Raw genomic sequence first — 12437 nt, forward strand, 5'->3', positions numbered from 1 at the left:
TTAATATACGCAATGACAACTTGAATAAGCACCAACGTCCCCATGGGTAATAATCCAGACATTAGGGGTTTTTTGGCATCCTCAAGGACGAAAACAGCAATTTCCGCAATCATGATAGAGATGACAAGATCGAAAAGCGACAGTTTACCTATTTCACGTTTCCCCATGATACGCAGCATGAGAAAAACGACAAAATAGATAAGCACCGTACGCAAAAAAATGGTCAGAATATCCATCGCAACCTCCCTGATCTAAGCTCTTGCTTGTTCTCGGAGTTCACTGGTATTCTGACCGCCTACGCACTTCATCATGCAGATATTACGTATTCAATTGTTGGCAATTACAACAAGAATAATTTGAAATATATTGTTGAAATCAACAGCAGAACGAAACAGATCGGTGCTGCAATTACCACATATTCACTTTGTTTTAGCTTAACTCCGTCATAATAGGTAAATGATGCTGCGTATAAACTTGCGATTGAGCTAATTAGCGTTACACCGCTTCCGATGCCACTCCCAACGATCAATGCCCACCAAATCGGCTGCGTAGATACTTCTAAAAGCTGCTCCATGTGGTCGACAATCGGAATCATAGCCGCTATGAAAGGGATATTGTCCATCATTGCAGCTCCAAAGCTATTAAGCCACAGCAATAGAATTGATAAGAAGGGAATACTCCCTTGGCTGAGTTCAAGCCCCCTGCTTGCAATGAATCCCGAAAAGCCCGCATAGGTTAAACCACCAGCCATGATGAACAATCCTAAGAAAAAGAGCCATTGTGTCTCTTTCAGATGATGCCACACCGTGCCATAGTCTTTACTTTTTATAAGGTTTAGCATGTCTTTGTAATTCATTGCGAGTAATGCAATGGCCCCACACGCGGCAATGTAAGCTGGGCTCCATGCAAGTACACCATGAAGGCAAAGCGTTACAATGGTCAAGCCCGTTATTAGGCTGCTTCCCAGAACGTATCCTCTATTTGATGATAAATAGGAGCTTGGCTTTAAACTGAGCAGCTCACGCATATAAGCTTCGGCTGCAACCAAACGCTTGCGGTAGATCAACCACATAATGAGATAGACCACGGCTAATAGCAAGATGATCAATGGTAACAGCCTTATGAACATGTCCACTGCCGAGATATGTCCAGACGCCCCAAGCATACGGCTAGGCACGTTTCCCATGATGGTTGCTGCTCCGCCAATATGTACAGATAATAACAGGGAGATTAGAAATGGAGCTGGCAGTAATCTCATTTTCTTAGAAGCAATAATGATAAAAGGGACAATGACAACGACAGCCATTAAGCTGTCCAACAGAGCAGAAATGAGCGCTCCAAGCAGCGAAAGGCTAATAATAAGCGTTAGTGCCCGCATACGGTATTTTCGCACAATTGAACTTACGAGATAAGAAATAATGCCTGTCCTCTGAAAGAGGCTGGATAGGATGAAAAGGCTCACGAGATAGATCAAGATCGGCCAATTCGCGTAGCTTGTCAGCGCCTTTTGAAGCGGTACAATGCCTAAAATCAGCATGAGCAAGGCTCCACCTAGCGCGGTATACATACGATCCCATTTTTCAATCAATATACACATATAAGCCGCCGCGAAAATAAGCAGCGCAGCTATGGCTTGCCACATAGCTGGCCCCTGAGAGAATTCAATCATAAATAATCACACTCCTTTGATCTATAGTTTGTACTAATTCTATGTGCTTGGCCATACAATGATGATAATGAAGCGTTCGAATATAGGAAAGGAATGATGCCTGTGAACCCTATGAAAACGGTCAGTCAGGTTCGAATAACATCGCCTTTATTTTCAGGACTCGTCTATTCATTTACGATGATGACCATTGGAACCATCTTAACCTCCTTGTTTTTGCTATTAACAAGCACACAAGAAAGCTCCTTACACACACTAACAACGATCATCCACGCGGTCTCCTTATTTATTGGAGGATGGGTTTCAGGTAAAAGAGCCGGGAGTCGCGGCTGGTATCATGGGGGCATGGTAGGCGTCTTTTATTTCTTACTTATTTTCTTAGTCGGTTTTCTAGCATTTGATGCAGGGTTGAATCTTCAATCCCTCCAATTACTTGGCATTTTATTCGCAGCTGGGGCGCTCGGAGGCATACTTGGTGTAAATACGCAAAAATAAGTCTTTTCCGTGAAGATTACACTTCCCCCCCGTTGAATGTGGTATAATGTCATAGTTATTGCCGCACAAAACTTCCAATATATAGGGGGGATACAACATGAGCCCTTTTCAATCTATGACGCATGCGACAGTCTATATTGTACTAACAATTTTTGCTTTTGTAATTATCGCAACGCGAAAGAGTCCATACACCATTGCGAGCAGCTTAGTTCAAGAAATATTTACTTCCCGCAAGTTCCTTTTTCATTTCATCGCGTTGCTTTTGATTCTAATGTTCAACAAGATGGAGATGGCAATCGAAAAAGGGATGCAATACAAAGCCGATTTCACGAAGTCGATTTACGGCATTGAAGGTGACTTTGTAGCAACGATTCAAAACTTTTTCCACAATGATATTCTTACGGTCATCTGCAGTTATTTCTATGTTATTATTTTTCCTTCCATCATGATTACTTCCATTGCAATCTACACGTACCAGAAGAATCATAAGCTTTTCTATGCAGTTTGTTATGCACTCATGTTCAATTATATGATTGCCATTCCGTTTTATCTCTTCTTCCCGGTTAATGAAGTATGGTTTTTCCATCCAAAAGTAGATCTACTTATCTTAGATGTATTCCCAACATTTGAGCAAGATTACAGACCATTATCAGGTCTAGACAATTGCTTCCCTAGCTTACACACATCGATCTCTATTTCAATGGCGGTCATCGCAGTAAAAAGCCGAAATACGTTTTGGAAAATTTTCGTTCCTTGCACAGCAGCCATTATTATTTTCACAATCTTCTATCTAGGCATTCACTGGGTATCTGATATGTGTGCCGGTGTTGTACTTGGTGTCGTAGCTGCACGAATGGGTCTTCGCATTGCCGAAGGTCGTCTCATCCTTGGTGAGCGCGCACTCCTCAAGCGTCGAGTAAAGAATAACGAATATTAATTTCAAGTGGATATACAAACAAAAGCGAGAGCCTATTATAGGTCCTCGCTTTTTTAATTTATTCCTTTGCAGCAGGCGTTTGCGCAACCGCATTAACCGCAGAGCGATCAAATGTCATTTTCGTTGCATCGTTGACACGAAGTACACAAATGTCATCTGTGATTTCTACAATTGTGCCATGAAGTCCGCCAATCGTTACAACCTTATCCCCTTTTTTCAATCCCCCGAGCATTTGACTACGTGTTTTCTGTCTTTTTTGCTGTGGACGAATAAGTAAGAAGTATAAAACGACGAACATGAGCACTAAAGGCCCGTATGTATACAAGTAACTTACTGCTCCAGTAGTTTCTTCAGCTGATAAAAACATCGGTATCCTCCTCTCTTAGAATCCTCTTTCATTATCATTCAGCCCGTAAGCAGCAAAGAAGGTATCACGGAAATCAAGTAATCGATCTTCCTTAATAGCTTCTCTAACCTCACGCATAAGCTGTAGTAGAAAGTGAAGATTATGAATCGTCGTCAATCGAATGCCAAACGTTTCATCCGCTTTGATGAGGTGACGAATATAAGCGCGGCTATAGTTCGTACATGTGTAACAGGAACATTTGGCATCTAGCGGACCAAAGTCAGTCGCATATTTCGCGTTACGAATAACAAGACGTCCTGAACTTGTCATGCAAGTCCCATTTCTAGCAATCCGCGTCGGTAACACACAATCGAACATATCGATGCCTCGGATAGCGCCTTCAATTAGTGCATCCGGTGAGCCAACCCCCATCAGATAACGAGGCTTGTTCGCAGGCATCAAGGGTGTCGTGTAATCTAGCACTTCATACATCAAATGCTTAGGTTCACCTACACTCAGTCCACCAATAGCATACCCCGGGAAATCCATGGAAGTCAACTGCTCTGCGCTCAGCTTGCGGAGATCCTCATGCATGCCGCCTTGGATAATGGCAAACAAGCCTTGATCCTGGGGTCTAGCATGGCTTTGTAGACAACGCTCTGCCCACCGCGTCGTACGCTCCAACGATTTTTTCACATACTCATATTCGGCTGGGAATGGCGGACATTCGTCAAAAGCCATCATAATGTCCGAACCTAGCGCATTCTGAATCTCCATTGCCTTTTCCGGAGAAAGAAATAGCTTGTCACCATTCAAATGCGATTTGAATGTAACGCCTTCCTCGGTAATTTTACGCATATTGCTTAAGCTGAATACTTGGAAACCACCACTGTCCGTTAGAATAGGACGATCCCAATTCATGAACTTGTGTAATCCGCCAGCATCTTTCACAATCTCATGTCCAGGACGAATGAACAAATGGTACGTATTGCTTAAGATGATTTGGGCGTCCATTGTTTTTAATTCTTCTGGACTCATCGTTTTCACAGTTGCCTGTGTGCCCACCGGCATAAATGCCGGCGTTTCTATAACGCCATGCGGGGTGTGTACGCGGCCTAAACGAGCGCCGGATTGTTTACAGGTTTTGATCGGTTCATAGGTTACTGCTGCTGTCATGTTATCCACTTCCTATTCTAAGCTTGCTCATCTTGTTCGTATATGGTCTTAGTAAATCAGCATGGCATCGCCAAAACTGAAAAATCGATACTGCTCTTCCACAGCTTCTTCGTAAGCTCTCATGACGTTCGTCTTGCCAGCCAGTGCACTAATGAGCATGAGTAATGTTGACTTTGGTAGATGGAAATTCGTTAGCAAAGCATCGACGACGCCAAACGTGTAGCCGGGATAAATGAAGATCGACGTCCAGCCCTGCGAAGGCTGAATGAGTACAGGTTCGCCCTCGATGTAGCCTGCTTGCTCACGGCTCAATCCAGCGGCCGTCTCCAACGTCCGTGCAGATGTCGTTCCGACTGCTATGACGCGTTTACCCGCTGATTTGGTTTCATTAATCAGTGAAGCTGTTTCCGCTGATAGTATGTAATACTCGGCATGCATTTGGTGATCTTCGATCTTGTCCACCGATACAGGGCGGAAAGTGCCTAGACCTACATGCAGCGTTACGAAGGCAAGCCGAACGCCTTTGGCCTTTAGTCTTTCCAAATAGTCCTCTGTAAAGTGCAAGCCTGCCGTTGGCGCGGCGGATGACCCTTCATGCTTTGCGTAGACGGTTTGGTATCGTTCCCGCTCTGATAGCTGCTCCTTGATATAGGGCGGAAGCGGCATCTCGCCTAATCGATCAAGGATTTCATTGAAAATACCTGTGTATCTGAATTGCAGCACACGAGCCCCCATGTCTCCCACCTCTACGACTTCCGCAGTTAGAAGCGGTTCACTACCCTCGTCAGTCGTCACGCCAAATTCCGCAATTGCCCCTAATTGCATGCGTTTCCCTGGCTTAACTAAAGCCTCCCATCGATCCTCGCCGAGCGGCTTCAGTAACAATAATTCGACTTTAGCGCCTGTGTCTTTCTTCATACCAAAAAGCCGTGCTGGAATGACTCGTGTGTCATTCATCACGAGTAAATCCCCGGCTTCTAGGTAGGCAATAAGATCTTCAAATGTGCGATGAGCGGTTTCGCCTGTTTCTTTATTCAGTGTAAGCAACCTAGACGCCGTGCGTTGTAACAGCGGCGTCTGGGCAATCAAGGATTCAGGTAATTCAAAATCGAAAGCTTGTACTTCCATGTTAGTTATTCATTCCTTCGTTATGTTAACTCCAGTATAGTAAGTCTGGAGTATTTTTTTGTAATCGTAGCCCTTTTCTGCAAAGCCTTTTGCGCCCCATTGCGACATCCCTACACCATGACCAAACCCTTTTCCACGGAAAATAATTTGATTTCCTTGCAGGGTAGTCGTTCCTTTGCTTGGGATGCCAGGAGTCCCCATTCCTGTCAACGCAGGCTTACTTACGCCCGTACTGCTTATCGTCATCAAATCCGCTTTCTTCACTGCAGTTGGTTGCGATTGTTTCCCAGATAACACGTAGACACTATCGGAGGACAAACTGCTCGTAACAACCCCCGTGCTGCTCAGGATTGCTAAGCTTGGAACATTAGAGCTAGTACCAGTATAACTGCCTGCTCCTTCTATTTCAAACAGTGTGCTTGGCAAACCGCCAAGTGCTGCACGAATGGCATCCGGATTATCCAATTTCACGACAACACCGTTCGCTTTCAACTCGATCGCTCGGCCAGAAGGACCTCTTTTGGAAACCTCCAACGAGGTCAACTCCCCGTTGATGGTTATCTTAGCGGCTTCAAGCTTACTTTTGATTTCACTTAATGTATAAGGACCTCTAATCCAGGAATAAGCATTCGATTCCCGCTCTTGACCAAGAATGACGACCTTCTCTTTGGCAGCCAGTTTAGCTATCGCAGGATTCCCAACATTATCAACATAAGGTGCGAGACGCACATTGACATCCGGCTCTGTTGCTTCGTAAATTGCCTTACCTGCCTTATCTTTCTGTCCACTATCCTTAACATACATGCTATGTACAAAGCCGATACGACCGTCTGTCAGTTGAATTTGATACCAAATGGCTTTGCCCTGTTCAGCACCTTCATCCAGGCTTGGAACACTTCGCAGATAGTCAACTGAATTCCCCCATGCCTCCGTAGCATCTGCTGTTATACCGCCAGCATTCGAGCCGAATACAGGTGAAATTAAGCCGCGTTTATCTGAAATGACTTCATCCTTCGTAGCATCAACCGCTTGATTGCCGGCCGTAAATTCTTTATCCAAGCCGTAGTACGCCTGGTCAAGCGTTGTATCTGTAACCTGTGCGATTTCATACTTATTCCCTTGATAGATCGCATACGTACGTGCCGCAACTGCCTGAGCCTTCAATGCTTCTGCTGGCCAAAGCGAGCTGAGCTCTGCACCAATAACCCCATATAAGTATTGTTCCATAGGAACTTCATTCACTAAGGCTAGTCGGTCATGATACGTGCTTATTTCCATATCTCCGCGGAAACTACGGTCCAAGCGCTCTTTCACAGCGATGCCCTGCTTCTTAGGATGAATCACCGTTTTCTGCTCACCTACGGCAGTCACATAGTGGCCCACTGCCCCTGAGGGGCTGCTTGAAGTGGTTACATCTGACCTTCGGATCAAGTACGCAGCCTTCGTATTCGCAGCTTGTAGCGGTGTACCCGGCGCAGCTTTCAGCGCTTCTTGCTTCACAGCCTCGAGTTTGGCGTCTGTCGCCTCACTACCTACCCAAACACCATAGCTTACTTTACCTGTGCCATCTGCCTGTAAAACCAGATCAGCTATAACACCAGCTTGTGTGTACACAGCGATTTGCTGCTGTGCTGCCGCCTCTGAAGCAAATGTCCCCGCACTCAAATGGAGGGGACCACTGATCGCTGGAGAGGCCGTTTTCGTCAAGGTAGCAACCGTCGCGTCCCTCAACGCTTGTGCTGCTGCATTTTCGGCTTCAGCCTTCGTAGGCAGATTCCCGTAATAGACTTGATACACCATCTTCCCCAGCCTAGCACGACTTAACACATAGCTTTCCTCTGGCATCACAGCCAGCTTTGCGTTCAATGTCTTTGCCGCTGTGAAGTCTGACGTTTCCAGCATCATCATACTATACTGATCTAATGACATCCGAATAGTTGTATCCGAAATGGAAGCCCAAGGTGTTGCCGCTGTGTCCGCTGAACCGCGAACGCCGATATCAAATCCGCCCGGTGACGAGAGTGAAACTAGCGGCTCTATCTTTTTATATTTGGTAGCGTTAATTACAAGTGCAACACGAATTTGATCCAAATGCTTAACGCCCACTGCACTAGCCTCAGAACTCCCATATGAAATGGCTGAAAATGTTAAAACCGCTGTCGTTAAGATGGCAATACGCTTTGGGTTAACCCGCTGAAGTCTTCCAAACATAAAGGTATCGAATCCTTTCTTTCTCCGTTCATCTAGTAATGTAGACTCTAGTAAGAGACAGAAGTTTTGTTGGTTCGCAGAAAAAAAGACAAAAAAAGCTCTTGCCCGCCCTTTCAGCAGCGGCAAAAGCTTACCAATGACGTAACGAATTAACGTTGCTCTGGTACAGGTAACCCAAGGTGGTGATAGGCCTGCGGCGTCACGGTCCGACCTCTAGGTGTACGCTGCATAAAACCGATTTGAAGCAAATACGGCTCGTAAACATCTTCAATCGTTTGACTTTCCTCACCAATGGTTGCTGCGATGGTTTCGAGCCCGACAGGGCCCCCTTGGAAGCTCTGAATAATAGCGCGCAGCATTTTATGGTCAATTTCATCCAAGCCCAAATCATCCACTTGCAGGAGTCTTAGCGACTCTTTGGCTAACTCCATTGTGATAATACCGTCGCCTCTCACCTGCGCAAAGTCGCGTACCCGCTTCAATAAGCGATTGGCGATACGCGGAGTTCCGCGCGAGCGCATCCCGATCTCGCGTGCAGCTTCGCCAACGATGCCGACCTGCAGGATGTCGGCTGTCCGACTAACGATGTAGCTAAGCTCGTCTACCGTATAGAACTCCAGACGACTGACAACCCCGAAACGGTCGCGCAGAGGCGCAGAGAGCAGCCCAACACGCGTCGTGGCGCCGATCAAGGTAAATGGCGGCAGGTCGAGTCGCACGGAACGTGCACTAGGCCCCTTGCCGATAATAATATCAAGGGCAAAATCCTCCATCGCTGGGTACAGCACCTCTTCCACCGTTCGGTGGAGTCGGTGAATCTCATCGATAAAGAGCACATCCCCTTCCTGCAGATTCGTCAGGATGGCCGCAAGATCTCCAGGCCGCTCAATGGCAGGCCCGGAGGTTGTACGAATATTCACGCCAAGCTCGTTGGCGATAATGTTGGATAGCGTTGTTTTCCCAAGTCCAGGTGGTCCATATAGAAGTACATGATCTAGAGCTTCTTTCCTCATCTTTGCAGCTTCAATATAGATCTTGAGGTTCTCCTTCGCCTGCTTCTGGCCGATATATTCAGCCAAATAACGAGGACGTAGACTATACTCGACCACATTGTCCTCCATCATAAAATTAGCCGATATGATCCGGTCATTGTCCATGGTGTCCCTCCTTCATTTGCACGCTCAGTTTCTTACATGGTGAATAGAGCTTGCAAAGCAAGCTTCACTAGAATATCTACGGAATCTGATGGCCCTGCTTTAGGCTTCACTTGCAGCCAAGCACGATCAACCTCTGCCTCCGTATAGCCAAGCGTCATTAAGGCTTCCTTCGCCTCGCTCCAAGGCAAACCGCCCTCTGTTAATTGTGCTGATCCGACAATACTTAACGCGACAGCGGCTTCTGGACTCGAGAAGCTCACAGAGCCCAGCTTGTCCTTCAAGTCTAGAATAATGCGTTGGGCTGTTTTCTTCCCAATACCAGGAAGCTTCGTCAGAAACGCCAGATTTTCTTGACTAATCGCTAGAATTACCGCTTCAGGCCTTCCGCCTGCTGCGAGAATACCGAGCGCTACTTTGGGGCCAATACCACTCACATCTAGTAATAAGCGAAATAAGGACTGCTCATCACGTGTGATAAAGCCGAACAGAAGATGAGCGTCTTCCCGTACATGATAATGGATGAACATCGTAACATCCTCATTTTCCTTATGCGAAAGCGCATAAGGATTCGGACAGAATACCCGATAGCCCACGCCATTCACATCGAGAACCGCATAATCACTTTCACGCAGGGCAACTTTACCTCGTAAGAAATCTATCATCGTTTGACCTCGTTTATCCTAGATTGAAGTGCAGAGGAATGTGCATGACAAATAGCGATAGCGAGCGCATCAGCGACATCATCTGGCTTCGGCACTTGTGACAGCTTCAGCAAAACTTTGACCATCTCCTGCACTTGCTTCTTCTCAGCCTTTCCATATCCAACAACGGCCTGCTTCACTTGAAGCGGCGTATATTCAGCAATCGGCAACCCAGCCTGCACTCCCGCAAGTATCATCACACCTCGCGCTTGGCCTACTGTGAATGCCGTTGTTACATTTCGATTAAAAAATAGTTTCTCAATGGACATCACATCTGGTTTATATTTCTCAATCAATTGCACTGTAGCGTCATAGACATCCTTCAATCGGATACCAGGATCTGTATGTGCTTCCGTTTGAATCGAACCATATTGTACCGGAACTAGTTTACTGCCGATTTTATCAATAAAGCCAAAGCCTACGATCGCGATCCCTGGATCAATCCCTAGAATACGCAAAGTATTTCTCTCCCATCCGAAATAAACGACTACACCGTCCTCCTAGGACGGGAGCGTTTATGGTGAAATATAGCCAACTTATAATGTGAAACAAATAAATGCTTATATTTTATAAAAAAGCGAACATATGTAGTCATTTTCCATTATAGCAGAGAATGAAAAAAAGAGATAGACTCGGGATTTCCCGAAACTATCTCTTGGGCTATATCTATGGTATTCTTGGAACTAGGGACGCGACATGGCACCTTCCGTAACTTCTATGGCATAATCGCTGAATGTCGATAATACGCTATTATACTCCTCTATATCGGAGACTCTGATTCCCTCGTGCAGTTGTGCAACCGTATCTCGTGGCAAGCTGCTTTCTAATTGCTGTATATTTAGTTGGAAAAAGGTTCGAATAATGTGATTGTTTGCAGGGGTACCGTTGAATAACGACAAGTTGCTGCTGCCGTCAATCCCGAATACTGCTTTTTCTTTGCAGTCTGGAGATAGATCTTCAATGTTTTCCGTAAAAACAACCTCGCCAGCTGCCTGGATATTTAACTGCCAACTAGGATGTTGCTTCTGCAGTGAGAGTAATTCTTGTGAAGTATGCGAACCCAACTGAATGCGTTCTTCACCACAAACATAGGACTTGAGCAAATAGCTTTCTCTGCGATCCGAAATGGTTTGCAACCGCTTTGTTGCTTCCTGAAGACGTACATCATCTTCTGGCGTTAAACCAGCGATGGTCGCTTGAATGGCAACTTTCGGGTTATGACGGTCATTATCACCAAAAACTAACCAGGTAACAATAACAACCAGAACGAACATCCCTAGGGTCAACCAACTGCGTTTCCAGCGTAGCCTTTTTTTCAATTGCTTCAAGAACCGTTGTACATTCACGTTATCCCCTTCTTCTTGTTTTTTCGTATTGTTTCCATTTGCAAGAAGCACTATACATCATTTACCATAGAAGAGAATGTAACCAATCATGACGGATGGTGAATTAAACCTTGAACGGAAGAAAACCAATTAAACGCACAACTCTTCTTATTATCGGAGTCATTTTATTCTGGGGAAGTGTGGCATTATGGAACGAAATTCATAAGGTTGGGTCAGGGAGCTCTAATTCGAACACAACCTCTGTTTCCCAGTCAAGTCCAAGTCCCCATTCCTAGCAGAGAGACTTTGACTTCGTCAAAGATCCCTATAAAGCGTCACGAAAGCTACATGATATCGGTAACAAATGGTTATAAAAGGACTCTACCTCTCATTTGAATTTGACTGTAGCCGCAGAAATGATATAGTCAAAGATAGATGAAAAACTCTCATAGGCATGCATGAAAGACGATATATATGAATTAAGCAAATGAGACTTTAATACACCTTTTCTAAACGACAACTCTAAGGAGGGAAACATCATGAATGTGGCTGAACTTCAATTAATTCAATTATCCAGACGGGGCGATCGCAACGCTTTCGTGGAGTTAGTCGAGCTTTATCGTAATAAGATCCAACAGCTTGCGTTTCGAATGCTGCATAACCGTCCTGATTCCGAGGATATTGTCCAAGAAACCTTTATCCGCGTTTATTTGAATTTAAACCACTTTGATGAAAGCCAAAATTTCTCAACTTGGATTTATCGGATCGGAAAAAATGTTGCCATAGATTTACTACGCAAAAAAAGGCCCGTTCAATCCCTCGATGCGGAGTTAAATGATCTCGATGACGATTACAGCTACTATAGTAAGCTTGCTAGTCAGGATCAATCTCCAGAACATGCCCTGCTCCAAGCTGAAATTCAAGAGCACATGCACGCATCCATTAATAAATTAGCGGATAAATATAAGGGTATTATTACCCTCTACTATTTAGAGGAGCTTTCTCTTCAAGAAATTAGTGAGCGACTGAACCTGCCGATTACTACGGTGAAAACTCGCTTGCATCGAGGGCGTGAGCTTCTTCGTAAAAAGTGGGGTATGAATTTCGTTATTGGTTTAATGACATTTTTCACATTAGGCATGATCGCTTGATTCCCTTCACAATGAGAAGAAGCCTCTATCCACGCTGTAATCGTGGTTAGAGGCTTCTTTTTTGTCATCTAGAAATTAATCCAAGGGCTATTTGGTTTACTTACTTCACGTTTCTCTGTAGCTCGTTGTTGTTGCTGTAGGAAG

General features: G+C 45.1%; 13 protein-coding genes. 3 read left to right on the forward strand and 10 right to left on the reverse strand.

The genetic code is table 11. The features are described from left to right. Both AC1DVJ_RS28245 and AC1DVJ_RS28250 read right to left on the reverse strand, forming a co-directional pair. Window positions 1-236: DUF421 domain-containing protein (locus AC1DVJ_RS28245; protein ID WP_477595737.1), on the reverse strand; the 236-nt coding region annotated here is incomplete at its 3' end. Window positions 237-340: 104 nt separating this feature from the next. After that, window positions 341-1669 carry an ArsB/NhaD family transporter gene (locus AC1DVJ_RS28250; RefSeq protein WP_477595739.1) on the reverse strand — a complete coding sequence of 443 codons (1329 nt, stop codon included), beginning with the start codon at window positions 1667-1669 and terminating at the stop codon, window positions 341-343. Between the two features lie 93 nt (window positions 1670-1762). Between AC1DVJ_RS28250 and AC1DVJ_RS28255 the strand changes: the two genes are divergently transcribed. Together AC1DVJ_RS28255 and AC1DVJ_RS28260 are read left to right on the forward strand one after the other, a co-directional pair. Continuing rightward, on the forward strand, window positions 1763-2161 hold the full coding sequence (locus tag AC1DVJ_RS28255; protein WP_477595741.1) for a TIGR04086 family membrane protein: 399 nt from the start codon (window positions 1763-1765) through the stop codon (window positions 2159-2161). Between the two features lie 97 nt (window positions 2162-2258). Beyond that, window positions 2259-3098 carry a phosphatase PAP2 family protein gene (locus AC1DVJ_RS28260; RefSeq protein WP_477595743.1) on the forward strand — a complete coding sequence of 280 codons (840 nt, stop codon included), beginning with the start codon at window positions 2259-2261 and terminating at the stop codon, window positions 3096-3098. 58 nt (window positions 3099-3156) lie between these two features. On the opposite strand, the gene yajC is transcribed toward AC1DVJ_RS28260, so the two are convergent. From yajC to AC1DVJ_RS28300, 8 genes are all read right to left on the reverse strand, one after another. Beyond that, on the reverse strand, window positions 3157-3465 hold the full coding sequence (gene yajC, locus AC1DVJ_RS28265; RefSeq protein WP_477595745.1) for a preprotein translocase subunit YajC: 309 nt from the start codon (window positions 3463-3465) through the stop codon (window positions 3157-3159). Between the two features lie 15 nt (window positions 3466-3480). Beyond that, window positions 3481-4620 carry a tRNA guanosine(34) transglycosylase Tgt gene (gene tgt, locus AC1DVJ_RS28270; RefSeq protein ID WP_477595747.1) on the reverse strand — a complete coding sequence of 380 codons (1140 nt, stop codon included), beginning with the start codon at window positions 4618-4620 and terminating at the stop codon, window positions 3481-3483. A gap of 48 nt (window positions 4621-4668) precedes the next feature. Then, window positions 4669-5748: a tRNA preQ1(34) S-adenosylmethionine ribosyltransferase-isomerase QueA gene (gene queA, locus AC1DVJ_RS28275; protein WP_477595749.1), complete on the reverse strand. Its 1080-nt coding sequence runs from the start codon at window positions 5746-5748 to the stop codon at window positions 4669-4671. A 9-nt stretch (window positions 5749-5757) separates the two neighbouring features. After that, window positions 5758-7959 (reverse strand): SpoIID/LytB domain-containing protein, encoded by a 2202-nt coding sequence (locus AC1DVJ_RS28280; RefSeq protein WP_477595751.1) that lies wholly within the window; start codon window positions 7957-7959, stop codon window positions 5758-5760. A gap of 149 nt (window positions 7960-8108) precedes the next feature. After that, window positions 8109-9116 (reverse strand): Holliday junction branch migration DNA helicase RuvB, encoded by a 1008-nt coding sequence (gene ruvB, locus AC1DVJ_RS28285; protein WP_477595753.1) that lies wholly within the window; start codon window positions 9114-9116, stop codon window positions 8109-8111. Between the two features lie 32 nt (window positions 9117-9148). Then, window positions 9149-9778: a Holliday junction branch migration protein RuvA gene (gene ruvA / locus AC1DVJ_RS28290; protein ID WP_477595754.1), complete on the reverse strand. Its 630-nt coding sequence runs from the start codon at window positions 9776-9778 to the stop codon at window positions 9149-9151. After that, the gene (gene ruvC / locus AC1DVJ_RS28295) at window positions 9775-10275 is read right to left on the reverse strand and encodes a crossover junction endodeoxyribonuclease RuvC (protein WP_477595756.1); all 501 of its coding nucleotides are present in this window, start codon (window positions 10273-10275) and stop codon (window positions 9775-9777) included. Before ruvC ends, ruvA begins: the two co-directional genes overlap by 4 nt. Window positions 10276-10500: 225 nt before the next feature. Then, a complete protein-coding gene (locus AC1DVJ_RS28300; protein WP_477595758.1) occupies window positions 10501-11163 on the reverse strand; it encodes a BofC C-terminal domain-containing protein in 663 nt (220 codons plus the stop codon). Between the two features lie 518 nt (window positions 11164-11681). Here AC1DVJ_RS28300 and sigW point away from each other — a divergent pair. Continuing rightward, a complete protein-coding gene (gene sigW / locus AC1DVJ_RS28305) occupies window positions 11682-12293 on the forward strand; it encodes an RNA polymerase sigma factor SigW (RefSeq protein ID WP_477595760.1) in 612 nt (203 codons plus the stop codon). Window positions 12294-12437 lie beyond the last annotated feature (144 nt).

The organism is Paenibacillus sp. P4_A9, assembly GCF_056402415.1.

What these genes read in the sequence shown, in the direction of transcription:
- tgt (WP_477595747.1), bottom strand. Translation starts at nt 4,620, where the DNA reads ATGACAGCAGCAGTAACCTATGAACCGATCAAAACCTGTAAACAATCC.
- queA (WP_477595749.1), bottom strand. Translation starts at nt 5,748, where the DNA reads ATGGAAGTACAAGCTTTCGATTTTGAATTACCTGAATCCTTGATTGCC.
- AC1DVJ_RS28260 (WP_477595743.1), top strand. Translation starts at nt 2,259, where the DNA reads ATGAGCCCTTTTCAATCTATGACGCATGCGACAGTCTATATTGTACTA.
- ruvB (WP_477595753.1), bottom strand. Translation starts at nt 9,116, where the DNA reads ATGGACAATGACCGGATCATATCGGCTAATTTTATGATGGAGGACAAT.
- ruvA (WP_477595754.1), bottom strand. Translation starts at nt 9,778, where the DNA reads ATGATAGATTTCTTACGAGGTAAAGTTGCCCTGCGTGAAAGTGATTAT.
- AC1DVJ_RS28255 (WP_477595741.1), top strand. Translation starts at nt 1,763, where the DNA reads ATGATGCCTGTGAACCCTATGAAAACGGTCAGTCAGGTTCGAATAACA.
- AC1DVJ_RS28280 (WP_477595751.1), bottom strand. Translation starts at nt 7,959, where the DNA reads ATGTTTGGAAGACTTCAGCGGGTTAACCCAAAGCGTATTGCCATCTTA.
- sigW (WP_477595760.1), top strand. Translation starts at nt 11,682, where the DNA reads ATGAATGTGGCTGAACTTCAATTAATTCAATTATCCAGACGGGGCGAT.
- yajC (WP_477595745.1), bottom strand. Translation starts at nt 3,465, where the DNA reads ATGTTTTTATCAGCTGAAGAAACTACTGGAGCAGTAAGTTACTTGTAT.
- AC1DVJ_RS28250 (WP_477595739.1), bottom strand. Translation starts at nt 1,669, where the DNA reads ATGATTGAATTCTCTCAGGGGCCAGCTATGTGGCAAGCCATAGCTGCG.